Source organism: Streptomyces luteosporeus (assembly GCF_039532865.1).
In the GTDB taxonomy this organism is placed as follows: Bacteria; Actinomycetota; Actinomycetes; order Streptomycetales; family Streptomycetaceae; genus Streptomyces; species Streptomyces luteosporeus.
This window is the reverse complement of record NZ_BAAASL010000013.1, coordinates 62,584-85,194: the sequence shown is the minus strand read 5'-3', so window position 1 is coordinate 85,194 and position 22,611 is coordinate 62,584. Positions and strand designations below refer to the sequence as shown.

General features: G+C 73.1%; 21 protein-coding genes. 5 read left to right on the top strand and 16 right to left on the bottom strand.

Annotated features, from left to right (window positions below; all coding sequences use genetic code 11):
• Nucleotides 1-28: 28 nt before the first annotated feature.
• The 15 genes from ispG to ABD361_RS18555 form a co-directional block, all read right to left on the bottom strand.
• The gene (gene ispG / locus ABD361_RS18625) at nt 29-1,195 is read right to left on the bottom strand and encodes a flavodoxin-dependent (E)-4-hydroxy-3-methylbut-2-enyl-diphosphate synthase (RefSeq protein ID WP_344436526.1); all 1,167 of its coding nucleotides are present in this window, start codon (nt 1,193-1,195) and stop codon (nt 29-31) included.
• 5 nt (nt 1,196-1,200) lie between these two features.
• Nucleotides 1,201-2,223 carry an adenosyl-hopene transferase HpnH gene (gene hpnH, locus ABD361_RS18620; protein WP_344436525.1) on the bottom strand — a complete coding sequence of 341 codons (1,023 nt, stop codon included), beginning with the start codon at nt 2,221-2,223 and terminating at the stop codon, nt 1,201-1,203.
• Nucleotides 2,224-2,228: 5 nt separating this feature from the next.
• Nucleotides 2,229-2,888 (bottom strand): phosphorylase family protein, encoded by a 660-nt coding sequence (locus tag ABD361_RS18615; protein WP_344436524.1) that lies wholly within the window; start codon nt 2,886-2,888, stop codon nt 2,229-2,231.
• A complete protein-coding gene (shc, locus tag ABD361_RS18610; RefSeq protein WP_344436523.1) occupies nt 2,888-4,906 on the bottom strand; it encodes a squalene--hopene cyclase in 2,019 nt (672 codons plus the stop codon). Before shc ends, ABD361_RS18615 begins: the two co-directional genes overlap by 1 nt.
• A 144-nt stretch (nt 4,907-5,050) precedes the next feature.
• Nucleotides 5,051-6,190, bottom strand: coding sequence for a polyprenyl synthetase family protein (locus ABD361_RS18605; protein ID WP_344436522.1), 1,140 nt, complete (start codon nt 6,188-6,190; stop codon nt 5,051-5,053).
• Nucleotides 6,187-7,635 carry a hydroxysqualene dehydroxylase HpnE gene (gene hpnE / locus ABD361_RS18600; RefSeq protein ID WP_344436521.1) on the bottom strand — a complete coding sequence of 483 codons (1,449 nt, stop codon included), beginning with the start codon at nt 7,633-7,635 and terminating at the stop codon, nt 6,187-6,189. Before hpnE ends, ABD361_RS18605 begins: the two co-directional genes overlap by 4 nt.
• Before the next feature lie 82 nt (nt 7,636-7,717).
• Nucleotides 7,718-8,668, bottom strand: coding sequence for a presqualene diphosphate synthase HpnD (hpnD, locus tag ABD361_RS18595; protein ID WP_344436520.1), 951 nt, complete (start codon nt 8,666-8,668; stop codon nt 7,718-7,720).
• Nucleotides 8,665-9,564 carry a squalene synthase HpnC gene (hpnC, locus tag ABD361_RS18590; protein WP_425583249.1) on the bottom strand — a complete coding sequence of 300 codons (900 nt, stop codon included), beginning with the start codon at nt 9,562-9,564 and terminating at the stop codon, nt 8,665-8,667. Before hpnC ends, hpnD begins: the two co-directional genes overlap by 4 nt.
• A 379-nt stretch (nt 9,565-9,943) precedes the next feature.
• Nucleotides 9,944-10,732 carry an ABC transporter ATP-binding protein gene (locus ABD361_RS18585; protein ID WP_344436519.1) on the bottom strand — a complete coding sequence of 263 codons (789 nt, stop codon included), beginning with the start codon at nt 10,730-10,732 and terminating at the stop codon, nt 9,944-9,946.
• Entirely contained in the window at nt 10,725-11,660 is a 936-nt protein-coding gene (locus ABD361_RS18580; RefSeq protein WP_344436518.1) for an ABC transporter permease, read from the bottom strand. Before ABD361_RS18580 ends, ABD361_RS18585 begins: the two co-directional genes overlap by 8 nt.
• 92 nt (nt 11,661-11,752) lie before the next feature.
• On the bottom strand, nt 11,753-12,655 hold the full coding sequence (locus ABD361_RS18575) for a glycosyltransferase family 2 protein (protein ID WP_344436517.1): 903 nt from the start codon (nt 12,653-12,655) through the stop codon (nt 11,753-11,755).
• 11 nt (nt 12,656-12,666) lie between these two features.
• The gene (locus tag ABD361_RS18570; protein WP_344436516.1) at nt 12,667-13,446 is read right to left on the bottom strand and encodes a CDP-alcohol phosphatidyltransferase family protein; all 780 of its coding nucleotides are present in this window, start codon (nt 13,444-13,446) and stop codon (nt 12,667-12,669) included.
• Nucleotides 13,424-14,485 (bottom strand): iron-containing alcohol dehydrogenase family protein, encoded by a 1,062-nt coding sequence (locus tag ABD361_RS18565; protein WP_344436514.1) that lies wholly within the window; start codon nt 14,483-14,485, stop codon nt 13,424-13,426. Before ABD361_RS18565 ends, ABD361_RS18570 begins: the two co-directional genes overlap by 23 nt.
• On the bottom strand, nt 14,473-15,210 hold the full coding sequence (locus ABD361_RS18560) for a phosphocholine cytidylyltransferase family protein (protein WP_344436513.1): 738 nt from the start codon (nt 15,208-15,210) through the stop codon (nt 14,473-14,475). Before ABD361_RS18560 ends, ABD361_RS18565 begins: the two co-directional genes overlap by 13 nt.
• Nucleotides 15,207-17,030 (bottom strand): DUF5941 domain-containing protein, encoded by a 1,824-nt coding sequence (locus ABD361_RS18555; protein ID WP_344436631.1) that lies wholly within the window; start codon nt 17,028-17,030, stop codon nt 15,207-15,209. Before ABD361_RS18555 ends, ABD361_RS18560 begins: the two co-directional genes overlap by 4 nt.
• 274 nt (nt 17,031-17,304) lie before the next feature.
• Between ABD361_RS18555 and galE the strand changes: the two genes are divergently transcribed.
• The 3 genes from galE to idi all read left to right on the top strand — a co-directional run bounded on the left by galE (nt 17,305) and on the right by idi (nt 20,130).
• Complete coding sequence (gene galE / locus ABD361_RS18550) at nt 17,305-18,291, top strand: UDP-glucose 4-epimerase GalE (protein ID WP_344436512.1); 987 nt, start codon at nt 17,305-17,307, stop codon at nt 18,289-18,291.
• Between the two features lie 144 nt (nt 18,292-18,435).
• On the top strand, nt 18,436-19,383 hold the full coding sequence (locus ABD361_RS18545) for a cation diffusion facilitator family transporter (RefSeq protein ID WP_344436511.1): 948 nt from the start codon (nt 18,436-18,438) through the stop codon (nt 19,381-19,383).
• Between the two features lie 135 nt (nt 19,384-19,518).
• Nucleotides 19,519-20,130, top strand: a complete 612-nt coding sequence (idi, locus tag ABD361_RS18540; RefSeq protein WP_344436510.1) for an isopentenyl-diphosphate Delta-isomerase — start codon at nt 19,519-19,521, stop codon at nt 20,128-20,130.
• Here the strand turns inward: idi and ABD361_RS18535 are convergent.
• On the bottom strand, nt 20,105-20,617 hold the full coding sequence (locus ABD361_RS18535; RefSeq protein WP_344436630.1) for an ATP-binding protein: 513 nt from the start codon (nt 20,615-20,617) through the stop codon (nt 20,105-20,107). The genes idi and ABD361_RS18535 overlap by 26 nt on opposite strands.
• A gap of 205 nt (nt 20,618-20,822) precedes the next feature.
• Between ABD361_RS18535 and ABD361_RS18530 the strand changes: the two genes are divergently transcribed.
• On the top strand, nt 20,823-21,575 hold the full coding sequence (locus ABD361_RS18530) for an enoyl-CoA hydratase/isomerase family protein (protein WP_344436509.1): 753 nt from the start codon (nt 20,823-20,825) through the stop codon (nt 21,573-21,575).
• Nucleotides 21,576-21,662: 87 nt separating this feature from the next.
• A complete protein-coding gene (locus ABD361_RS18525) occupies nt 21,663-22,517 on the top strand; it encodes an SCO6745 family protein (RefSeq protein ID WP_344436508.1) in 855 nt (284 codons plus the stop codon).
• Nucleotides 22,518-22,611 lie beyond the last annotated feature (94 nt).

Here is a 22,611-nt window from a genome sequence, read left to right as displayed (position 1 = left end):
CGGGCTCGTTCCTGTTGCTGCCGCCGCTTCAGAGCACGGTGACGGCGGGCGGCCCGGAGGGGCCGCCGTCGTTCCCCGTCTGCTCGGCGAGCTTCATGGCCTCCTCGATGAGCGTCTCCACGATCTTCGACTCGGGAACGGTCTTGATGACCTCACCCTTGACGAAGATCTGGCCCTTGCCGTTGCCGGAAGCGACACCGAGGTCGGCCTCACGCGCCTCGCCCGGGCCGTTGACGACACAGCCCATGACGGCCACGCGCAGCGGCACCTCCATGCCCTCCAGGCCCGCGGTGACCTCGTCCGCGAGCTTGTACACGTCCACCTGCGCACGGCCGCAGGACGGGCACGAGACGATCTCCAGCCGGCGCTGGCGCAGACCCAGGGACTCCAGGATCTGGATGCCGACCTTGATCTCCTCCGCCGGCGGGGCGGAGAGGGAGACGCGGATGGTGTCGCCGATGCCCTCCGAGAGCAGGGCGCCGAAGGCGACGGCCGACTTGATGGTGCCCTGGAACGCCGGACCCGCCTCCGTCACACCCAGATGCAACGGGTAGTCGCACTGGGCGGCCAGCTGGCGGTAGGCGTTGACCATCACGACCGGGTCGTTGTGCTTGACCGAGATCTTGATGTCCCGGAAGCCGTGCTCCTCGAACAGCGACGCCTCCCACAGAGCCGACTCGACAAGGGCCTCCGGCGTCGCCCTGCCGTACTTCTCCAGCAGGCGGCGGTCGAGGGACCCGGCGTTCACGCCGATGCGGATCGGCACACCGGCATCGCCGGCCGCCTTCGCGATCTCCCTGACCTTGTCGTCGAACTGCCGGATGTTGCCCGGGTTCACGCGCACCGCCGCACACCCGGCGTCGATCGCGGCGAAGACGTACTTCGGCTGGAAGTGGATGTCCGCGATCACCGGGATCTGCGACTTGCGCGCGATGACCGGCAGCGCGTCGGCGTCGTCCTGGGAGGGGCAGGCCACCCGGACGATCTGACAGCCGGAGGCCGTCAGCTCGGCGATCTGCTGCAGGGTCGCGCCGACGTCCGCGGTGACCGTGGTGGTCATGGACTGCACCGAGATCGGCGCGCCCCCGCCGACCGGCACCGTCCCGACCTGGATGCGCCGCGAGGGGCGGCGCTCCGCGAGGGGCCGGGGCGGCACCGGGGGCAGGCCCAGGGAGACGGGCTCCGTGGTGTCCACGGCGCCTACCCCCGGTTCCCGGAGACGGTCTCGCGTGCGGCGCGCAGGGACTCCTTGAGGGAGCCCATGGTGGCCAGGACGGCCGTCGGCTCGTAGCCGCAGTGGGCCATGCAGTTGGCGCACCGCTCGTCCTTGCCTCGGCCGTACTTCTCCCAGTCGGTCTCCTCGATCAGCTGGCGGTACGTCGGCACGTACCCGTCGCTCATCAGGTAGCAGGGGCGCTGCCAGCCGAAGAGGGAGTAGTTGGGGATGGCCCAGGCGGTGCAGGGGAAGTCCGCCTTGCCCTCCAGGAAGTCGAGGAACAGCGGGCTGTGGTTGAGCCGCCAGCGCCGCCGGTTGCCGCCGGAGAACGCCTTGCGGAACAGCTCGCGGGTCTGCTCGACGCCGAGGAAGTGCTCCTGGTCGGGGGCCTTCTCGTAGGCGTAGGCGGGCGAGATCATCATCTCGTCCACCTTGAGCTCGTCGTTGAGGTAGTTGAGCACCTCGACGACCGTCTGCGGGGTGTCGGTGTTGAAGAAGGTGGAGTTGGTGGTGACGCGGAAGCCGCGCCGCTTGGCCTCCTTGATGGCCTCCACCGCCTCGTCGAAGACGCCCTCCTTCGCCACCGAGGCGTCGTGCCGCTCCCGCAGACCGTCGATGTGCACCGCGAAGGCGAAGTAGGGGGAGGGGGTGAATTTCTCGATCTTCTTCCGCAGCAGCAGGGCGTTGGTGCAGAGGAAGACGTATTTGCGCCGGGCGACCAATTGGCGCACGATCTCGTCGATCTGAGGGTGCATCAGCGGTTCGCCGCCGGCGATGGAGACCATCGGGGCGCCGGACTCCAGCACCGCGCCGACCGCCTGGGCAACGGGCATGCGCTGTTTGAGCACGCCGGCGGGGTGCTGGATCTTGCCGCACCCCTCGCACTTGAGGTTGCAGGCGAACAGCGGCTCGAGCTCCACGATCAGCGGAAACTTCTCCCGCCGCCGCAGCTTCTGTTCGAAGAGGTAGGTTCCTACCCTGATGGTCTGGCGGAGCGGCATGGCCATCTGGCTCACCTCCTGGGGAGCAGCAAAGAACGGTGCCATTCGAAAAAAGCCGGCAGGACGGTGCGCAGCACGCGGAAGGCTGATATTCCACCGCGCAGGGTCCCGATGCGTACGAGTTCGTGTTCCGGAGCGTCCACGACCACTCTTACGGCGGCAACGGGGCGTGCCCCGGCACGCACGGCGCTCCGGAGCGTGGCCGCGGACTCCATGTCCACCGCCAGTGCGCCCGAGGCGTGCAGGGCGGCCCGCTCGGCGCCGCGCACGACGTGGTCCGAGCCCACGAGCGGCCCGGTGTGGATGACGCGCCGGGGGGCGACCCGGGTGAGCTCCTTGGCCAGCAGCTCGACCCCGACGCACTCGGTGCGCCCGGCGGCGTCGCGGGTCTCGTCGGCGACGACCAGGTCGCCGGGGTGCATCCCCGGCGCCAGCCCGGCGCAGAAGCCGGTGGCGATGACGGCGGCGTCGCCCATCTCGCCCTGCCGGCGGGCCTCGGCGAGGACCCGGGTGACGGCACGGTCCGCCGCCTGCGGCCCCATGCCCGTACGCAGTACGGTCACGGGCCCGGCGGCACCGCCCGCGCCCCCGCGCAGGGCCAGCCGCTCGATGCCGAGGGCGCAGGCGATCAGCAGCGGTGCGGGGTCGGGCGTGTCCGTGCCGTGGGTCATCAGCCCTCCAGCCGGGGGGCGGCGGAGGGTTCGCCGTGCAGGTAGCGGCCGAGTGCGGTGAGCGGGAAGACCTGGCGGTAGAGGTGGTAGTTGATGGAGAAGTCCCAGGGGAAGCCGGTGCCGGTGAAGTACGGCTCGTCCCAGGCGCCGTCCTCCCCTTGCGTCTCCGCCAGGAACAGCACCCCGCGCTGGACGGCCTCGCTCTCGCGCTCGCCCGCGGCCAGCAGGGCCATCAGGGCCCAGGCGGTCTGCGAGGCGGTGGAGGCGCCGCGGCCGATCCAGGCGGGGTCGCGGTAGGAGCGCAGGTCCTCGCCCCAGCCGCCGTCCGGGTTCTGCACGCTGGTGAGCCAGGCGACGGCCCGGCGCACCGCGGGGTGGGAGGCGGGCAGGCCGGCGGCCGTCAGGGCGGGGACGACCGAGCCGGTGCCGTAGACGTAGTTCACGCCCCACCGGCCGAACCAGGCGCCGCTGTCCTCCTGCTCCGCGAGCAGCCACTCGATGCCGCGCCGGGCCCGGGGGTCGTGCTGCTTGCCGAGGAAGGCCAGCATCTCCACGACGTGGGCGGTGACGTCGGCCGAGGGCGGGTCGACGACCTCGCCGAAGTCGCAGAAGGGCAGTCTGTTGGGCAGGGTGCTGGTGTTGTCGGCGTCGAACGCCCCCCAGGCGCCGTTGCGCGAGCGCATGCCCACCGCCCACCGGGCGGCCCGGCGCACCGCCGCCTCGACGCGGGCCGGGTCGGGGTGGTGCACCCGCTTGAGGGCGAGGACGACCTCGGCGGTGTCGTCGATGTCGGGGTAGGTGTCGTTGTGGAACTCGAACGCCCAGCCGCCGGGCTCCAGGTGCGGGCGGCGCACGGTCCAGTCGCCGGGGCGGGTGATCTGCTCGTCGAGCATCCAGTCGGCGGCGCGCACCAGGGCCGGGTGGTCGGCCGGCAGGCCGGCGTCGGCGAGGGCGGTGACGGCCAGGCAGGTGTCCCAGACCGGGGACTGGCACGCCTCGATCATCCGCACGGGCTCGCCGTCGGCGCCGGTGTGCCAGACGGCGAAACGGTCCAGCGAGGCCAGTCCCTCGCGCAGGACGGGGTGGTCCAGGTCGTAGCCCAGCAGGTGCAGGGCGATGACCGAGTAGACGGCGGGCGGCTGGATGCCGCCCCAGCAGCCGTCGTTCTCCTGCCGCTCGACGATCCAGCGGGCCGCGGTGTTCAGGGCGGCGCGGCGCAGCGGGGCGAGGGGCAGCCGGTGGTAGACGTGCAGCGCCTTGTCCAGGCGCTGGAAAAGGCCGTCCCAGCTGGCGGCGGGGGCGAGCGGGCGCGGCGGGTTCGGCCGCCCGGGGTCGGTGTGCAGCTCGTCCAGGGCGAAGGGGCCGGGCCGCACGGGGCGCAGGGCGGAGACGACGGTCAGGGGGACGATGGTCTGCCGGGCCCACTGGCCGAAGTCGTAGATGTTCAGCGGGAACCACTTCGGCAGGTACATGATCTCGGGCGGGAGCTCCGGCAGGTCCTCCCAGCGCCACCAGCCGAAGAGGGCGAGCCAGATGCGGGTGAAGACGCGGCTCGCGGCGATGCCGCCGTGCTCGCGGATCCAGGCGGCGGCCGCGGCCATGTGGGGCTCGGTGGGGTCGTCGCCGGCGAGCCGCAGGGCGACGTAGGCCTCGATGCAGGCGGACAGCTCGCCGGGGCCGCCGTGGAAGGTGGCCCAGGTGCCGTCGGGGCGCTGCTGGGCGCGGATCCAGCGGGCGGCGGCCGCGGTGGTGCGCTCGTCGTCGACGCCCAGGAAGCGCCGCAGGAGGAGGTCCTCGGCGTCCATGGTGACGTTGGTCTCCAGGTCGCCCTTCCACCAGCCCTGCTCGTCCTGGCGGGCCAGCAGGTGCTCGGCGGCGCGGGCGGCGGCGCGCACCGCCGCTTCCTGGATCTTCGGCGGCCCGGGGGGCGCCGTGGGGTTGCGCAGGACGGTCGTGCTCGTGCCGGCCTCGGCCGCGCGGGGCGGCGGGGCCCCGGTGCCGTCGGTCGTCGCTGTCATGTGGTGTCCCCTAGTGCAGTGAGTTCCTTCTCTGCCGTACTGCCGTGACTGTCGTGACTGCCGTACTTCGGGGTTCCGCCTCGGCCGGTGCCGCGCAAACAGGCACCGGCCGGCGACCGCGTGGGGGTGTCAGGTGATGGGCGATCAACTCTTCCGTACGACGACGAAGTCGGCGAGGGCGGTCAGCTGGGCACGGACCTCGGCGGGCATGTCGACTCCTTCGAGGGCGTCGATGGCGGTGGCGTGCTGGCGGCGGGCCTCCTGGGAGGTCCACTCCCGGCCGCCCGCCTCCTCGATCAACGCCGCCCGGCTGGCGAATTCTTCCTCGTCGAAGTCGGCCAGTTGGGCGTCGGTGAGCTTGGCATCGGCGGAGAGGATGCCGGCGAGGTGCTGGGAGGCCGGGCCGCCGGCCGCGAGGGCGGCGACGACCGGGAGGGACTTCTTGCGCTGCCGCAGGTCGCTCCAGGTCTGCTTGCCGGTGGCCACCGGGTCGCCCCAGATGCCCAGCAGGTCGTCGACGGCCTGGAAGGCCAGGCCCAGGTGGTAGCCGTAGGCCTCCAGCCGGTCGGCGGTGGCCTCGTCGGCGCCGCCGAGGACGGCGCCGATGGAGACGGCGCAGGCCAGCAGGGCGCCGGTCTTGTTGCCCTCCATCTCCAGGCACTCCGCCACGGTGACGCGCTCGCGGTGCTCGTAGGAGATGTCCTGGGCCTGGCCGTCGATGAGCTTGCGGGTGGCCGTGGTCAGGCGCCGGGTGGCACGGCCGGCCTCGACGGTGCCGAGCTCCAGGAGCACCTCGTTGGCGAGGGCGAAGAGGGCGTCGCCGACGAGGATGGCCTGGGCGGGACCGTAGGCCTTCCAGACGGTGTCGCGGTGGCGGCGCTGCTCGTCGCCGTCCATCAGGTCGTCGTGCAGCAGCGAGAAGTTGTGCACGAGCTCGACGGCGACGGCGCCGGGGACGCCCACCTCGGCGGAGGCGCCGGCGGCCTCGGCCGACAGCAGGGCGAGGGCGGGCCGGACGGCCTTGCCCTGATCGCCGTCGATCGGCTTGCCGTCGGTGTCGATCCAGCCGAAGTGGTAGGCGGCGACGGTGTCCATGGGTGCGGCGAGCCGGGCCACGGCGGCACGCAGCACCGGCGTGGCAAGCGTCCGTCCGCGCTCCAGCAGGGCGCGTACGCCCGCGGTGTCGACAGCTGGGATCGCCGATGTCACGGTCTCTCCTCTGGTGGTCGTGCTCGTGCGCGGCCCGCCCGGCGGGACGCGCTCCTTGAGGGCTCGCTGGTTCATACCGCCGCCTCCCGCAGGGGGTCCTGGTGCGGCCGGCCGAGCCGGGAGAGTGCTGCGCGGGCGGCGCTCGCACCGCTGCGCACCGCGCCCTCCATGGTCGCGGGCCAGCCGGTGGCGGTCCACGCTCCGGCCAGGTAGAGGCCGGGCGCGTTCGTGGGGGCGTCCGGCCGCAGCCGGCCGACGCCCGGGGTGGGGGCGAACGTCGCCGTGCGCTCGCGGGTGACGAAGAAGTCCTTCACGACCGCGGTGCGGGCGGCGGGCAGCAGCCGCTCGAGCTCGGGCAGGTAACGCGCGCGCAGTTCGGCGACGGGGCGGTCGATGTCGTCCTGGGCGGCCGACTGGGAGACGGCGAGGTACTGGCCGCCGCCGGCCGCGGCCAGGCCGGAGGAGTCGGTGCGGTCGAAGACCCACTGCACGGGAGAGCCGAGGGCCGCGAAGAAGGGCTGCCGCAGCACCTTGCGGTCGTAGACGACGTGCAGGTTGAGGATGGGCGCGGTGCCGATCCGCAGCAGCCGGTCGGGCTCGTCGAGGGCGCCGGTGGGCAGCAGGTCGTGGGCCTCGCGCTGGGGCACGGCGAGCACCACGGTGTCCGCCGTGAGGCTCTCGGCGCGGTGCGGGCCCGATTCGGCGTCCACCTGCCAGGTGCCGTCGGGGCGGCGGGTGATGCGGGTGGCGCGGGTGCGCAGTGCGGTGCGCACGCCGGCCGCGTCGAGGGCCGCGCCGGCGCGGGTGTGGTGCAGCTCGCCGAGGGGCACGCGGGCCCAGCCGATGTCGGCGGCGCCGGGCTCGGACAGCAGCCCCGTCCCGAAGACCTTGGCGGCCAGGCCGAGGGAGGCCTGGTCGGCGGTGGCGTTGAGGGTGGCGATGCCCACCAGGTCCCACAGGGCCTCGACGGTGCGGGGCGACTGGCCGTGGCGGTGCAGCCAGGTGGCGAAGTCGGTGCCGTCGAGGGCGGGGTCGGCCGGGTCGAGGGTGCGCAGGGCGAGCGCGGCGCGGCCGACGGAGGCCCGTTCGGCGAGCGAGAGGTGGGGGTAGGTGGCGAGGCTGGCCGCCAGGTGCAGCGGCACGGGCAGGGCGGTGCGGCGCAGCCGGCCCAGGCGGGGCCGCCCGGAGGGGTGGCCGACGTCGAGGACGGGCACGTCGAGCCGGTCCTGCAGAGGGGCGAGGTGGGAGGCGCCCACGCGGTCGAGGAACCACCGGTAGGCGGTGCAGCAGCGCAGGTAGACGTGCTGGCCGTTGTCGATGCTCAGCTCGCCGCGGGTGAAGGAGAAGGCGAGCCCGCCCAGGCGGGGCCGGCCTTCGAGCAGGGTGACGCGGACGCCGGCGGCCGCGAGCTGGAGCGCCGCGGTGATGCCGGCGAGCCCGCCCCCGATCACTACCGCGGCCGCCCCCTCGGGGCGGCCTGCTTCGTCTGTACGGGGCCGGGTGGTGCTCTGTGCTGTCATGCGCGCTTCCCCTCGGCTGCTGTCAGGGACGCGAGGACCGGGCGGAGGGTTGCACACCGCTCGCCGTCGCGGGGGCGGGTCATCAAGCGCGCCCCCTGGCGGTCTGCCGGTGGACGCTGCGGGCGTCGTACCCGGACAGTCCGCGCACGGCGACGAAGGCCTTCTCCCGGCCGGGCAGCGAGACGCGGCCGCGCAGCACGGCGGCGGGGTCCTCGGCGATGCGCTCCAGGAGCCGGCGGTAGATGCCGGCCATGGCGGCGACGCAGGCGCCGCTGCGCCGGTCGAGCATGGGCAGCAGCCTGGTGCCCTCGGCGAACAGCGCGCGGGCCCGGCGGACCTCGTGCTGCACCAGGCCGGTGAAGTCGGCCCCGGCCGGGGGCCGGGGGGAGGCGAAGCCGGCGGAACAGCCGAACTTGGCGAGGTCCTCGGCGGGCAGGTAGGTGCGGCCGCCCTCGGCGTCCTCGCGCAGGTCGCGCAGGATGTTGGTGAGCTGCAGGGCCAGGCCCAGGGTGTCGGCGTACTCGGGGGCGCGGGCGGCCTCCCGGGCGCCGGGGACGGTGCCGAAGACGCCGAGGGAGAGCCGGCCGATGGCGCCGGCCACGCAGCGGCAGTAGCCGGCGAGGTCCTCCCAGGTCTCGTAGGTCTGGCCGCGCACGTCCATCTGGACCCCGTCGATGAGCTCGTCGAGCCCGCCGATGGGGATGGGGAAGCGGCGCACGGCGTGGGCGAGCGCGACGGCCACCGGGTCGGTGTCGTCCTCGTCGACCTCGCCGGCGCGGATGCGCTCCAGCGTGGTGCGGGCGTCCTCCAGGCGCAGGCGCTTGGACTCGGCGTCCAGGGGGCCGTCCCCGATGTCGTCGACGCGCCGGGAGAAGGCGTACAGGGCGGACATGGCCCGCCTCTTCGCGGCCGGCAGCAGCCGGATGCCGTAGCTGAAGTTGCCCGCCTGCTGTCCGGTGACGGCCTCGCAGTAGCTGTACGCGGCGAGTACCGGCGGCGACGCGTGCGGTGTTGCGGTCACGATCCCGCTCACCCCTCTCTTCGCAGTGTCGCCCCCACCGCGCGCAGCATGCTGAGCCTGGTGGGCTTGGGCGGTCCGGGGAGAACGTCGTGCCCCGCGGCGGCGACCGCACGGAGTGCGGCCCTCCCCCCGCCCACGAACCCCGCGAGCAACAGCCTGAGCCTGCCGTGGACGCTACCCACCAGGGGGGTCCCTTCATTCAGCAGGCGCCCGGCGCGTTCGGCCTCGAACGCGACCAGGGCACGCACTGATGCGCTGGCCGTGGGGCGGGCGAGGTCGGGCACGGCGACGCGGAAGCGCCGCAGGTCCTCGGCGGGCAGGTAGACGCGGTCGCGCCGCAGGTCCTCGGCGACGTCCTGGATGTGTTCGACGATCTGCAGGGCGGTGCAGACCGCGTCCGAGCGGCGGATCCGCTCGGGGCTTGCGGTGCCGGTGATGCCCAGGACCAGGCGGCCGACGGGGTTGGCGGACAGCTCGCAGTAGGCGAGCAGGTCCGCATACGTCTCGTAGCGGCGCACCCGCTGGTCCTGGCGGTTGGCCTCGATGAGGCCGAGGAAGGGCTCGGGGGTCAGGCCGCACCGGCGCACGGTCGGGCGCAGGCGCATCAGCAGGGGGTGGCGGGGGCCGGTGCCGCCGTGGTCGAAGACCCGGCGCAGGTCGGCCTCGAAGGCGTCCAGCATGGCGGGGCGGTCGTCGCTCTGCTCGCGGTCCAGGCCGAGCAGCTCGGCGTCGCGGCCGCCGGGGGCGAGGTCGCCGTCGCCGATGTCGTCGACGAGGCGGGCGTAGCCGTAGACGGCCATGAGGTCCTGGCGCCAGGCGCGGGGCACGAAGAAGGGCGCCACGGGGAAGTTCTCGTACGCGGCCTTGTCGAGCACGGCGCGCGCGTGCGCGTCCGTCCCGGCGGTCACTGCGGGCTGCCCGGACCGGGGACGGCGTACGCGCCTGTGACCTGGAGAGGCCCCGTAGCCAATGCCGCCATTGCCGTCACATCTCCCGTTCTACACTGCCGACCCAGAACATCCTATTTCGGACACGCCGCAGGCTGGGCCGTGCCCCCGGCCTCCCTCCGGGTCGCCCCCTGCGGAGCCGGCCGCAAAACGGCCGCAAAAGAGCAGGCTACAGCGTACGCCGTACAAACGTCCGACGCCCGCCGGGGTACGTGCTTGATCCATACAATGCCACGCGGCGCGCGAATCAACCCTGCCAATAAGCCAGTTGACCGTCACGGATGGGTCAAGGCCCCCGCCGGAGGGCTCCGGCGGGGGCCTTGTACGTCACATTCGGACGTCAGCGGGCCGTCTCCTTCTCGTAGGCCCGCACGACCTCGTCGGTCGGCCCGTCCATCAGCAGCTCCCCGCGCTCCAGCCACAGCACCCGGTCGCAGGTGTCCCGGATCGACTTGTTGTTGTGGCTGACGAGGAAGACCGTGCCGGCCTCCTTGCGCAGCTCCCGGATGCGCTCCTCGGAGCGCTTCTGGAAGGCCCGGTCGCCGGTGGCCAGCGCCTCGTCGATCATCAGCACGTCGTGGTCCTTGGCCGCGGCGATCGAAAAGCGCAGCCGAGCGGCCATGCCGGAGGAGTACGTGCGCATCGGGAGCGTGATGAAGTCGCCCTTCTCGTTGATCCCCGAGAAGTCGACGATGTCCTGATAGCGCTCCTTGATCTGCTCCCGGCTCATGCCCATCGCCAGACCGCCGAGCATCACGTTCTTCTCGCCGGTCAGGTCGTTCATCAGGGCGGCGTTGACGCCCAGCAGGGAGGGCTGGCCGTCGGTGTAGACCTTGCCGCGCTCGGCGGGCAGCAGCCCGGCGATCGCCTTGAGCAGGGTCGACTTGCCGGAGCCGTTGGAGCCGATCAGGCCGATGGCCTGGCCCCGGTAGGCGGTGAAGCTCACGCCCTTGACGGCGTGCACCTCCCGCACGCCGGCGCTCGGCTGCCGGCGGACGATCCGGTTCAGGGCGGCCGTGGCACTGCCCCGGCCGGTGTTGCCGCCGTAGACGCGGTAGACGATGTGGACGTCGTCCGCGATCACGGTGGGGACGCGCTCGGCGCCCTTGGGGGTGATCTGCTCAGCCACGGCCGTACTTCTCCTCAGCCTTCCAGAAGTAGACGAAGCCGCCGACGCCGATCAGCACGGCCCAGCCGACCGCCAGCGCCCACACGTGCGGCGGCAGGTGCTTCGCCCCGTAGTCGTCGATCAGCGCGTAGCGCATCAGGTCGATGTAGACGGCCGCCGGGTTGGCCCCCAGCAGATCGATCACCCACTGGGACGCATGGGTCCGCTTGAGGTTGTCGACCAGGCTGTACATCACGCCCGAGGCGTACATCCAGGTGCGCAGCAGGAACGGCAGCAGCTGGGCCAGGTCGGGGGTCTTGCTGCCCGCGCGGGCCAGGATCAGCGCCAGTCCGGTGTTGAAGAGGAACTGGAACGCCAGCACCGGGATGATCATCAGCCAGGCCGCCGACGGCATGTGCCCGCAGGCGACCAGGACGAGGGCCAGCACGATCATCGAGTAGAGCAGCTGCTGGAGCTGCTGGAGCGCGAAGGAGATCGGCAGGGCCGCCCGGGGGAAGTGCAGGGCCCGGACCAGGCCCAGGTTGCCCGCGATCGCCCGGACGCCCGCCATGGCCGAGCTCTGGGTGAAGGTGAAGACGAACACACCCGTCACCAGGAACGGGATGTACGTGTTCGTCGGCAGGCTCCGCTTCTGGTCCATCATCACGCCGAAGATGAAGTAGTACACGACGGCGTTCAGCAGGGGCGTGGCCACCTGCCAGACCTGGCCCAGCTTGGCCTGGCTGTACTGAGCGGTCAGCTTCGCCCGCGAGAAGGCGGAGATGAAGTGGCGCCGCTCCCACAGCTGCCGCGTGTACGCGGCCAGGGACGGCCGGGCGCCGCTCACCGCGAGGCCGTACTTGCGGGCCAGCTCGGCGGCGGACAGTCCGTCGTCGGGTGACGACGGCACAGTCAGGGCGACCGCACTGTCGTGCGTTGTCTCGCTCACAGTTGACACTTTCGTCCTCAAGGCGCGCCTTTCGGGGCCGGACCCCGGGGCGCGCCCCATGCTCTTCGACACGACTCTCGGATACGAGCTTGTCAGATCACGGGCGGTCGACCCAGTCGGGTCAGGCGCCACACGGTACGCCACTTCATGGGGCGCCGCGGCCCGCACGGGGTCGTCCACCCCTCCCGGAAGCCGCCCAGCCACGCGCGCAGCGCGGGCAGGGAGGGCCGCCGGGCCAGGGTCAGCAGCAGCCAGACCCCCACGTACACGGGGACCAGGGGGGCGGGCAGGTTGCGGCGGGCCAGCCAGACGCGGTTGCGGGCCACCATGCGGTGGTAGACCGCGTGCCGGCTGGGGGCGGTCGTCGGGTGGTGCAGGACCATGTCCGACCGGTAGTCGATCATCCAGCCCGCGTCCAGGGCCCGCCAGGCCAGGTCGGTCTCCTCGTGCGCGTAGAAGAACTCGTCCGGCAGCCCGCCGACCTCGGCGAAGACCCGGGTGCGCACCGCGTTGGCGCCGCCCAGGAAGGTGGTCACCCGCGAGGAGCGCATCGGGTCCGCGGCGCGCAGGCGCGGCACGTGGCGGCGCTGGGTGACGCCGGTGTCCGGGTCGGCGATGCGGAAGCTGATGATGCCGAGCCGGGGGTCGGCGGCGAAGGCCGCGCGGCACAGCTCGGCCGTGTCCTGCCGGGGCAGCAGGCCGTCGTCGTCCAGGAAGAGCAGGATGTCGACGTCGCGGCCGGCCGGGCCGAAGGCCTCGATGCCGGCGTTGCGGCCGGCCGGGATGCCCACGTTCTCCGGCAGCTCGACGGTGCGGATCGCAAGGCCCGCCACGTTCAGCTCCGGCAGCGGGCAGCCGTTGCCGACCACCGCGACCTCGATCGGATCGCCGCTCTGCTTGGCGACCGACTCCAGCAGCGCCCGCAGGTCGTCGGGGCGGTTGCCCATGGTCAGCACGACCGCGCCGACCTTCGCGTGCTTGCGTGCGTCACTCATCGCGCCCCCGCTCATCGCAGCCTGCTCGACGCCAGGATGGACACCAGGTGCAGCACCGTCTGCAGCAGGGCGATGCCGGCCAGGACGGCGGTGCCCAGGCGGGTGAAGAACAGATCGCCCCTGACCGCGTCCAGGATCGCCAGCAGCAGGATCAGCAAGGACGCCTCGATGCCGAGGATCAGGCGGTGGAACTTCAGCGCCGCGGCGGCCTTGCGGGCCAGCGCCATGCCGGAGGAGCGCGGCTCGGACGCGGCCTCCTTGACGGGCGGCAGACCGGCCTGGTGGCGGGCGACGCCGACGAGGTCGGTCTCGGCCTTGATCAGGACGGCGCCGAGCGCGGCGAGGGTGCCGAGGAAGGCCCACAGCCAGTCGATCCGGCCGCCGCCCCACAGGTCGGCGGCGCGCAGGCCGAGGCCCACCAGGACGGCGGCGTCGCACAGGTAGGCGCCGACCCGGTCCAGGTACACCCCGGAGTTCGAGTACTGCTTCTTCCAGCGGGCGATCTCGCCGTCGACGCAGTCCAGCAGCAGGTAGAGCTGCACCATGACGACACCGAGGACGGCGCCCCAGATCCCCGGCACCAGCAGCGCCGGGGCCGCGAGGACGCCCGCCACGGTCATCAGGTAGGTGAGCTGGTTGGGCGTGACCTTGGTGTTCACCAGATGGCGGTCGACCCGCAGCGAGACCTCCCGCATGTACAGGCGGCCCATCCAGTGCTCGCCACTGCGCCGGTCCTTCACACCCGCGGGGTGGACGACCGGGCGGAGTTCAGCGACTGACGGTTTGTGCATAGTCGGCGTACGCGTCCCTGATCTGGTCGGTGGAGAGGTCGAGGTGCTCCAGGATGGTGTACCTCCCGGGGCGGGTCCGCGGCGCGTAGTCGACGACCTCGACGAACTCCTCGTCGGTGAAGCCGATCTCGCCCGGCAGCACGGGCAGGCCGTGCCGGCGCAGGACCTCGACCATGAGCGCGGCCTCCTCGTGGGCGCCGCGCAGGTGCATCGCGAAGGCCGCCCCCAGGCCGCACTGCTCGCCGTGGGGGGCGGACCGCTTGGGGTGCAGCAGGTCGAAGGCGTGGTTGATCTCGTGGCAGGCGCCGGAGGCCGGGCGGCTGTCGCCGGCGACCGACATCGAGATGCCGGTGAGCACCAGGCCCTCGGCCAGCACCTGCAGGAAGCCGTCGTCGCCGACGCCGCCGGGGTGGCGCAGCACGGCCTCGCCGGCCTGGCGGGCCATGGCGGCGGCCAGGCCGTCGATGTCCTCGCCGGTCTCGCGGTGGGAGAGCTCCCAGTCGGCGACGGCGGAGATGTTGGAGATCGCGTCGCCGATGCCGGAGCGCACGTAGCGCACCGGGGCCCGGCGGATGACGTCGAGGTCGATGACGACGGCGATCGGGTTGGGCACGCCGTAGGAGCCGCGGCCCGCGTCGTTGTCGAGGGTGGCGACCGGCGAGCACAGCCCGTCGTGGGAGAGGTTGGTGGCGACCGCCACGAGCGGCAGGCCGATGCGGGCCGCGGCGTACTTGGCACAGTCGATGATCTTGCCGCCGCCGAGGCCCACGACGGCGTCGTAGTGCCCCTTCTTCATGCGGTCGCCGAGCCTGATGGCGTCGTCGAGGGTGCCGCCGCCCACCTCGTACCAGGAGGCGCCGGGCAGCGCCGGGGCCAGCCGCTCGCGCAGCTGGGCGCCGGAGCCCCCGCTGATGGCGACCGCCAGCTTGCCGGAGCTGGAGATGCGCTGGTCGTGCAGGAGACCGGCGAGGTTCTCCAGCGCTCCGGGGCGGATGTCGACGACGACCGGCGAGGGGATGAGCCTCGTCAGTACTGGCACGCGATCTCCCGGCCCTTGGCGAGGTCGTCGTGGTTGTCGATCTCGACCCAGCGCACGTCGCCGATGGGCGCCACGTCCACCTGGAAGCCGCGGTCGACGAGCTCCTGGTAGCCGTCCTCGTAGTACAGGTCGGGGTCGCGCTCGAAGGTGGCCTTGAGCGCGTCGGCCAGCTCGGCGGCGGCCTCGGCCTCGATGAGGGTGACGCCGATGTACTCGCCGGTGGCGTCGCCGGGCTCCATCAGCTTGGTGATCTTCCGGACGCCCTTGCCGGCGTCCACGACGACCTTCATCTCCTCGTCGGCGAGCTTCTTGACCGCATCGAGGGCGAGGATGATCTTCTTGCCGTCGCCGCGGGCGGCCAGCAGCGTCTTCTCGACGGAGACCGGGTGGACGGTGTCGCCGTTGGCGAGGATCACCCCGCGGCTCAGGACGTCACGCGCGCACCACAGGGAGTAGGCGTTGTTCCACTCCTCGGCCTTGTCGTTGTCGATCAGCGTCAGCTTCAGCCCGTACCTGGCCTCCAGGGCCTCCTTGCGGGCGTAGACGGCCTCCTTGCGGTAGCCGACGACGATGGCGACCTCGGTCAGACCGACCTCCGCGAAGTTGCCCAGGGTCAGGTCGAGAACGGTGGTCTCACCGTCGACCGGCACCAGCGCCTTGGGCAGGGTGTCGGTGTAGGGACGCAGGCGCCGTCCGGCGCCGGCGGCCAGCACGAGGCCGATCATGCGGGTTCTCCTGATTCGTCGTGGACAGCGGGCGCCCCGGCGGACACCCAGAACCGGATGCTCTCGCAGAGCACCAGGAGCGCGATGCCGGCCGCCAGGGCCGTCAGCGCCACGGTGAAGCCCTGGCCGTGCCAGAGGGCGGCGGCGATGGTCACCGCCACAGCGCGTCCCTCGTGCCCGCCGGTGGCGCGGACGAGCCACGGCGGGGGGGCACCGGTGCCACCGCGGATGCGGTAGACCGTGTCGTAGTGATGGTAGGCGACCGCGGCGACCAGCCCGAACGCCGCGGGCAGCGCCCCGGGGACGCCCGAGCGGGCCGCGAGAGCGAGGACGAGGACGTACTCGGCGGCCCGCAGGACCGGCGGGACCAGCCAGTCCAGCGGGCCCTTGAGCGAGCGGTGGACGGCCATGGCCGAGACCACGGCGTACAGCCCGGCCTCCTCGACCGCCCGCCAGGTGCCGGCGGTGCCCAGCAGCAGCGGGCCGGCCAGGAGGACGACTGCGGCCAGCACGGCCAGCGCCGGCGCGGCGTACGCCTTGCCGGGCGCCTTGCGGGCCGGCAGCAGCGTGAGCAGGAGCGAGTCGGTCAGCTCCCCCAGCGCCCGCGCGGCGCGGTCGGTGCGGCGGGCCTTGCGGGTCAGGGAGCGCAGGACGCGGCCCGCGGTCGTGTAGCAGGCGGCGAACGCGCAGCCGATGAGCAGCACGACGAAGACGGTGCGGGGGGTGGTGAGCGCGGTGAGCACCGCTATCAGGGCCCAGCGCTCCCCGATGGGCAGCACGATCATGCGGCGCACCCAGACCGTCCAGCCGACGCTGTCGAGCCGGTCGGACAGGGCGGCGGTCGGGCTGGTGTTCGCCGTCGCGTCGTGGTTGGCCTCGGTGAAGGCGAAGTCCACGACGTGCCGGCACGTCTGCAGCACCATCGCGCCCAGGGCCAGCGCCCAGACGTCGTCGCCGCCGCGGGCGGCGCCGAGGGCGAGGCCCGCGTAGTACGCGTACTCCTTGGCGCGGTCGAAGGTGGCGTCCAGCCAGGCGCCGAGCGTGGAGTACTGCAGCGAGTAGCGGGCCAGCTGGCCGTCGGTGCAGTCGAGCACGAACGAGGCGATCAGCAGGGCGCCGGCGGCGACGAAGCCGGCGCGCGTGCCGGTGGCCGCGCAGCCGGCGGCGATCAGCGCCGTCAGCAGGGAGGCGGTCGTCACCTGGTTGGGGGTCAGGCCGCGGCGGGCGCACCAGCGCGCGATGTAGCGCGAATAGGGGCTGATGAAGAAGGTGGTGAAGAAGCCGTCGCGGGACTTCACGGCGCTGCGCAGCCGCACGGCCTCGTCGTCGACGGCCGCGGTGGCGGCGTGGGCCTTGGCCCGGGCCTCCTCGTCCGCGGGCACCTCGGCGACGAGCACGCCGAGCTCCGGGCGGTGCACGGCGACGCCGGCGGCCTCCAGCCGGGCGGCGAGGAGGTCGGCAAGCCCCTCCCCGGCCCCGCCCGCCGGCGGGTGCGCACGCCCGGGCGCCTCGCCCGGCCCGGCCGCACCCGTTTCGGCGGCACGTGCCAGTGCGGTCCGTGCCTCCGGCTGGACCGCGAGGGCGCCCGGCACGGCGCCCGCGGGGAAGCGGGGGTCGGTCAGGGCGAGGCGCAGGGCGTGGACGTGGCCGGTGAAGCGGGGGTCGACGACGGCGACGCGGTCGGCGGCCGGGACGGCGGCGAGCTCCGCGGCGGTGGCGGCCGCTCCGGCCGCCGTGCGCACGTCAAAACCCAGCGACCGCAGGTCGTCCTCGACGGAGGATCCGGCGGGCGGCGTACCGGTGAGGATGGCGGTCGGCAGACGAACTCACTCCTTGCAGCTGACGTGGCCGCCCCGGATGCCGCGGTCGTCGCGGCGCGGTGGCCGGGGGGTGCGGCGCGCGGGGCCCCGGCTGCGGGGCGGCGTACGGCACGTCGGCAGAGGCTATCGGATCAACGGAAGCCGCCGTTCACCGCACGTGCACCCAGCGGTCCCGTCGCTGACAGGACGCCCGCCGGGCGCCGGTGGTTCCCACGGACGGAGGATCCCCGGGAGGAAACGTTTCCCGTCAGTCGGCTGGATTAGGGTGCGGCATATGACGTGGCTGATCACAGGCGGAGCGGGATACATCGGGGCGCACGTGGCCCGGGCGATGACGGAGGCCGGGGAGCGGGTGGCGGTCCTGGACGACCTGTCCACGGGCACGGCCGCCCGGCTGCCCGACGCCGTTCCCCTGGTGCGGGGCTCGGTCCTGGACCGGGAGCTGCTCGACCGTACGTTCGCGGAGCTGGGCGTCACCGGTGTGGTGCACCTCGCGGCGAAGAAGCAGGTCGGGGAGTCGGTCGAGAAGCCGCTGCTGTACTACCGGCAGAACCTGCACGGGCTGACCGTGCTGCTGGAGGCGGTCGTGGCGGCCGGGATCCGCAGCTTCGTGTTCTCCTCCTCCGCGGCCGTCTACGGCACGCCGGACACCGACCTGGTCACCGAGGCCACGCCCTGCCTGCCGATCAACCCGTACGGCGAGACCAAGCTGGCCGGCGAGTGGCTGGTGCGGGCGACGGGTGCCGCGCACGGGATCTCCACCGCCTGCCTGCGGTACTTCAACGTGGCGGGTGCGGCGCGGCCGGAACTGGCCGACACCGGCATCTTCAACATCATCCCGATGATGTTCGACCGGATCACCCGCGGGGAACGGCCCCGGATCTTCGGCGACGACTACGACACGCCCGACGGCACCTGCGTGCGGGACTACATCCACATCGAGGACCTGGCCACCGCCCACCTGGCCGCGGCCCGCCACCTGCAGCAGCGTCCCGGCGCGGGCGACCTGACGCTGAACGTGGGCACGGGGCGGGGCGTGTCGGTGCGGGAAATGGCGGACCTGATCGCGGACGTCACCGGCAGCACCGGCCTGGCGCCGCTCACCGAGCCGCGCCGACCGGGTGATCCGGCGCGTGTCGTGGCGTCGAACGAGAGAATCGCCAAGGAGCTCGGCTGGAGCGCCCGGCACGACCTTCGCAGCATGGTCGTCTCGGCCTGGGAGGGCTGGTGCCTGCACCACCCCGAGGCGCATCGCCGCTGATCACCCGCTTGCGGCATCGCCGCAGGTCAGAGGCAATGACAACGGTGTTCAGTGCCGCGTTGCCAATACCCCCCACCCGTAGTTCACTGGGCTCGGCCGGCGACCGCCGGCCGCGGCGCGGGACGTCCACGGAAGGCGGGTTTCATGGGAGCGGGGCACGATCACGGTCACTCGCACGGGGGACCCCCGCCCGAGGCGAACGGCACCGCTGCCGCCGCCTACAAGGGGCGGCTGCGCATGGCGCTGGGCATCACCCTGACCGTGCTGCTGACCTACGCCGCCGGCAGTGCGATCACCGGCTCGCTGGCGCTGTTCGCCGAGGCCGGGCACATGGCGACCGACGCCATCGGCGTGTCCATGGCGCTGCTGGCCATCCACTTCGCCGGCCGGCCGCCGTCGCCCCGGCGCACCTACGGCTACGCCCGGGCCGAGATCCTCGCGGCGCTGCTGAACTGCCTGCTGCTGCTGGGCGTGGGCGGCTTCATCCTCTACGAGGCCGTCCAGCGGCTGACCAGCCCGACCGAGGTGCCGGGCGGGCAGACGGTGGTGTTCGGCCTGGTCGGCATCGTGGCCAACGGGATCTCGCTGGCCCTGCTGATGCGCGGGCAGAAGGAGAGCCTCAACGTCCGCGGGGCGTTCCTGGAGGTCCTCTCGGACGCGCTCGGCTCGCTGGCCGTGGTGATCTCCGCACTGGTGATCATGGCCACCGGGTGGACGCAGGCGGACCCCATCGCCTCGCTGCTGATCGGCCTGATGATCGTGCCGCGCACGGTGAAGCTGCTGCGCGAGGCGCTGGACGTGCTCCTGGAGGCCGCGCCCAAGGACGTGGACATGGAGGAGGTCCGGGCGCACATCATGGCCCTGCCGGGCGTGGAGGACCTGCACGACCTGCACGTGTGGACCATCACCTCGGGCATGCCGGTGCTCTCGGCGCACGTGGTGGTGGATCCGGCCGCGCTGGACTCGGCCGGCCACGAGAAGATGCTGCACGACCTGCAGGGCTGCCTGGGCGAGCACTTCGCGGTGGAGCACTGCACCTTCCAGCTGGAGCCCAGCGGCCACGCCGAGCACGAGGCGAAACTGTGCCACTGAGCGCCCCGGGACCGCCCCCGGCCCGTACCGGGGCCCGGCGGGCGGCGAAGGGCGCCGGTCAGGACTCATCCGGCCGTGCCGTGGGCATCTCGTACGGCAGACTGGAGGGTCGACGACCGGAAACGAGGATGGTCAATGCCGATCACATCAGCCACGGGCCGCTCCGCCGACTCGGCGCGGCCCCGCGCCGCCGACGACACCGCTGAACCCATCATGCTGGAGCTGGTCGACGAGAACGGCAGAACGGTCGGCACGGCCGAGAAGCTCTCCGCCCATGTCGCACCCGGCCGGCTGCACCGCGCCTTCTCGGTGTTCCTCTTCGACGACGAGGGCCGGCTGCTGCTGCAGCGCCGCGCGCTGGAGAAGTACCACTCCCCCGGTGTCTGGTCGAACACCTGCTGCGGTCACCCCTACCCCGGCGAGCTGCCCTTCGTGGCCGCCGCCCGGCGCACCGGCGAGGAGCTGGGGCTCGCGCCGGAGCTGATGCGCGAGGCGGGGACGGTGCGCTACAACCACCCGGACCCGGCGTCGGGCCTGGTGGAGCAGGAGTACAACCACCTGTTCGTGGGACGGGTGGGCCAGCGGCCGCAGCCGGATCCGGCGGAGATCGCGGAGACGGCCTTCGTGACCCCGGCGGAGCTCGACGAGCTGCGCGGGCGCCACCCCTTCTCCGCGTGGTTCATGACGGTGCTCGACGCCGCCCGGCCGGCGATCCGCGAGGTCACCGGGGCCGGCGCCGGCTGGTAGCCGGCGGGCGCAGCGGCAGGGCGGCCCAGACCACCTTGCCGCCGCCCGGCGTGTGCTCGACGTCGCACAGGCCGCCCGCCTCCTCGACGGTCGCCTGCACCAGCAGCAGGCCGCGCCCTCCGGTGCGCGGCTCGTCGTCGGGGCAGGCGGCGACCGGCCGCGGCCGGTAGGGGTGGCTGTCCTCGACGGCCACCCGCACCCACTCCGGGCCGAGGGAGACCTCGACGGCCACCTGGGGGGTCAGCAGCGCCGCGTGCTGCACGGCGTTGGTGACCAGCTCGGAGACGATCAGCAGCAGCCCGTACAGCAGGTCCTCGCGCAGGGGGACGCCCTGGCCCCGGATCAGGTCGCGCACCGCGCGTCTGGTGCGGGGCACCGAGCTGTCGAGGGCGGGAGCGAGGTACCGCCACGTGCCGTCGTACTCGGCCGGCTTCCGGGGCGGGGGTGCCTGCCCCGGCTCGGACGGGACGCTCCCGAGGCTCTCCATGTCCGGTACCAACCCCTCGCCCTGGCTCGACAGCACAGCCATGAGTGTGGGAACCACCGGGTGACCTGCGGCGAGCTGCTCGGAAGTCACCGTTTTTTCGGCGGCTTTTGACCGGGTGGTTATGCCGCAGTCACGCCACCGACTGTTCCTGGCGGCCCCGTTCGCCGTTCCCTGCCCGGTTCCGGCCCCGGTTACCATCCGGCGCATGGAGCCCGCACTGCACCTGGACATCGACGGCCCCACGGCCACCATCCGCATCGCGCACCCCGCCAAGCGGAACGCCATGACCACCGGCATGTGGCGCGACCTGCCGCGGCTCCTTCAGCGGTGCGCCGCGGACACGGCCGTACGGGTGCTGGTGCTCACCGGTGAGGGCGGAACCTTCTGTGCCGGGGCGGACATCTCCTCGCTCGCGGCCGACGGCGGCACGCTCTCCCGGGACCTGGCGGTCGCCGCCGAGGAGGCCCTCGCGGCCTTCCCCAAGCCGACGATCGCCGCGGTGCGCGGCCACTGCGTGGGCGGTGGCTGCCAGCTCGCCGCCGCCTGCGACCTGCGGTTCGCCGCCGAGGACGCCTCGTTCGGCGTCACCCCGGCCCGGCTGGGCCTCGTCTACCCGGCCTCCTCCACCCGCCGCCTGGTGGAGCTCGTCGGCCCGGCCACCGCCAAGTACCTGCTGTTCTCGGCCGAACTGATCGACGCCGAAAGGGCGCTGCGCTGCGGCCTGGCCGACGAGGTGTGGCCGGCGCAGCGGCTGGACGAGCGGGTGGCACAGTTCGCGTGCGTGCTGGCGGCCCGCTCGCAGCTGACGCAGGCGGCGGCCAAGGAGTTCGCGGCGGGCCCGGTGGAGGCCGGGCGCATCGCGCACTGGGCGCGGCTGGAACGCGGCAGCGGTGAGCCCGCGGAGGGCGTGACCGCCTTCCTCGAGCGCCGTCAACCGCGCTTCACGTGGACGGTCTGACGGGGCATCGGCCCGCACGTCCGGTGTGATCTTCATTGCGCTCTCCGCCCTTCCCGCTGTACCAACCAGTAGGTACAGTCACGGGACATGACATCTCTTCCGGACGGCGCCGTGCGCCGCTGCGCAATGCTGGTCAACCCCTTCCACTCGGCGCACTACTTCGCCCCCGAGACCCGGCAGGAGCTCACCGCACTCGGTCTGAAGGACCAGGGCGTCTACTTCGCCGGCCGCTCCGCCGCCCTCGGCCGGGTCGGCGCCGGTGTGGTGACGGCGACGTTCCACAACTTCAAGCCGGAGCTGGTGGCGCAGTACGTGCCCGCGGTATGGGAGATCACCTCCCCGCAGGACGTCCTGGACGCGCGGCTGCGGGCCGTCGACGCCCTGCTGCGCCGGCTGCTGGGCGAGGACGCCGTGGCCTCCGCGGAGCTGGCCGAGGCCGCCACCCTCGCGCTGCGCGCGGCCGAGGGCTGCCGGCCGCAGGGCCGGACGCTGTACGCGGCCCTGGCCGAGCTGCCCGTGCCGGCCGAGCCGCACCTGGCGTACTGGCACGCCACCACGCTGCTGCGCGAGCACCGCGGCGACGGCCACATCGCCGTCCTGCTCGGGGCCGGTTTCGACCCCGTCGAGGCGCTGGTCGCCCACGCCGCCACCGGCAAGGGCATGTCCGAGAAGTGGAACCGCGACCTGCGCGGCTGGAGCGCCGAGGAGCTGGAGGCCGGCCGGCAGCGGCTGCGCGAGCGCGGCCTGATGGACGAGGGCGGCGCGCTGACCGAGGCGGGCACCGCGCTGCGCGAGGAGCTGGAGCAGCGCACCGACGAGCTGGACCGCGGCCCGTACGAGCACCTGGGCGCGGCCGGCACCGCACGCCTGACCGAGCTGGCCCACCGCTTCACCACTGCCGTGGTCGAGGCCGGGGCCTTCCCGGCGGACCTGCGCGGCTGACCCGGCGCGGCGACGCCGCACCGCCGCGCACCACGGCACCTGCCACAATGCAGATCACGACACGGGGCACCGCCCGTAGGACACCCGGAGAAAG

What these genes read in the sequence shown, in the direction of transcription:
- shc (WP_344436523.1), bottom strand. Translation starts at nt 4,906, where the DNA reads ATGACAGCGACGACCGACGGCACCGGGGCCCCGCCGCCCCGCGCGGCC.
- galE (WP_344436512.1), top strand. Translation starts at nt 17,305, where the DNA reads ATGACGTGGCTGATCACAGGCGGAGCGGGATACATCGGGGCGCACGTG.
- ABD361_RS18525 (WP_344436508.1), top strand. Translation starts at nt 21,663, where the DNA reads ATGACATCTCTTCCGGACGGCGCCGTGCGCCGCTGCGCAATGCTGGTC.
- ABD361_RS18560 (WP_344436513.1), bottom strand. Translation starts at nt 15,210, where the DNA reads ATGATCGGCCTCGTGCTGGCCGCCGGCGCCGGACGGCGCCTGCGTCCC.
- hpnH (WP_344436525.1), bottom strand. Translation starts at nt 2,223, where the DNA reads ATGGCCATGCCGCTCCGCCAGACCATCAGGGTAGGAACCTACCTCTTC.
- ABD361_RS18615 (WP_344436524.1), bottom strand. Translation starts at nt 2,888, where the DNA reads ATGACCCACGGCACGGACACGCCCGACCCCGCACCGCTGCTGATCGCC.
- hpnE (WP_344436521.1), bottom strand. Translation starts at nt 7,635, where the DNA reads ATGACAGCACAGAGCACCACCCGGCCCCGTACAGACGAAGCAGGCCGC.
- ABD361_RS18530 (WP_344436509.1), top strand. Translation starts at nt 20,823, where the DNA reads ATGGAGCCCGCACTGCACCTGGACATCGACGGCCCCACGGCCACCATC.
- ABD361_RS18570 (WP_344436516.1), bottom strand. Translation starts at nt 13,446, where the DNA reads ATGCACAAACCGTCAGTCGCTGAACTCCGCCCGGTCGTCCACCCCGCG.
- ABD361_RS18605 (WP_344436522.1), bottom strand. Translation starts at nt 6,190, where the DNA reads ATGAACCAGCGAGCCCTCAAGGAGCGCGTCCCGCCGGGCGGGCCGCGC.
- ABD361_RS18575 (WP_344436517.1), bottom strand. Translation starts at nt 12,655, where the DNA reads ATGAGTGACGCACGCAAGCACGCGAAGGTCGGCGCGGTCGTGCTGACC.
- ABD361_RS18545 (WP_344436511.1), top strand. Translation starts at nt 18,436, where the DNA reads ATGGGAGCGGGGCACGATCACGGTCACTCGCACGGGGGACCCCCGCCC.
- idi (WP_344436510.1), top strand. Translation starts at nt 19,519, where the DNA reads ATGCCGATCACATCAGCCACGGGCCGCTCCGCCGACTCGGCGCGGCCC.
- ABD361_RS18535 (WP_344436630.1), bottom strand. Translation starts at nt 20,617, where the DNA reads ATGGAGAGCCTCGGGAGCGTCCCGTCCGAGCCGGGGCAGGCACCCCCG.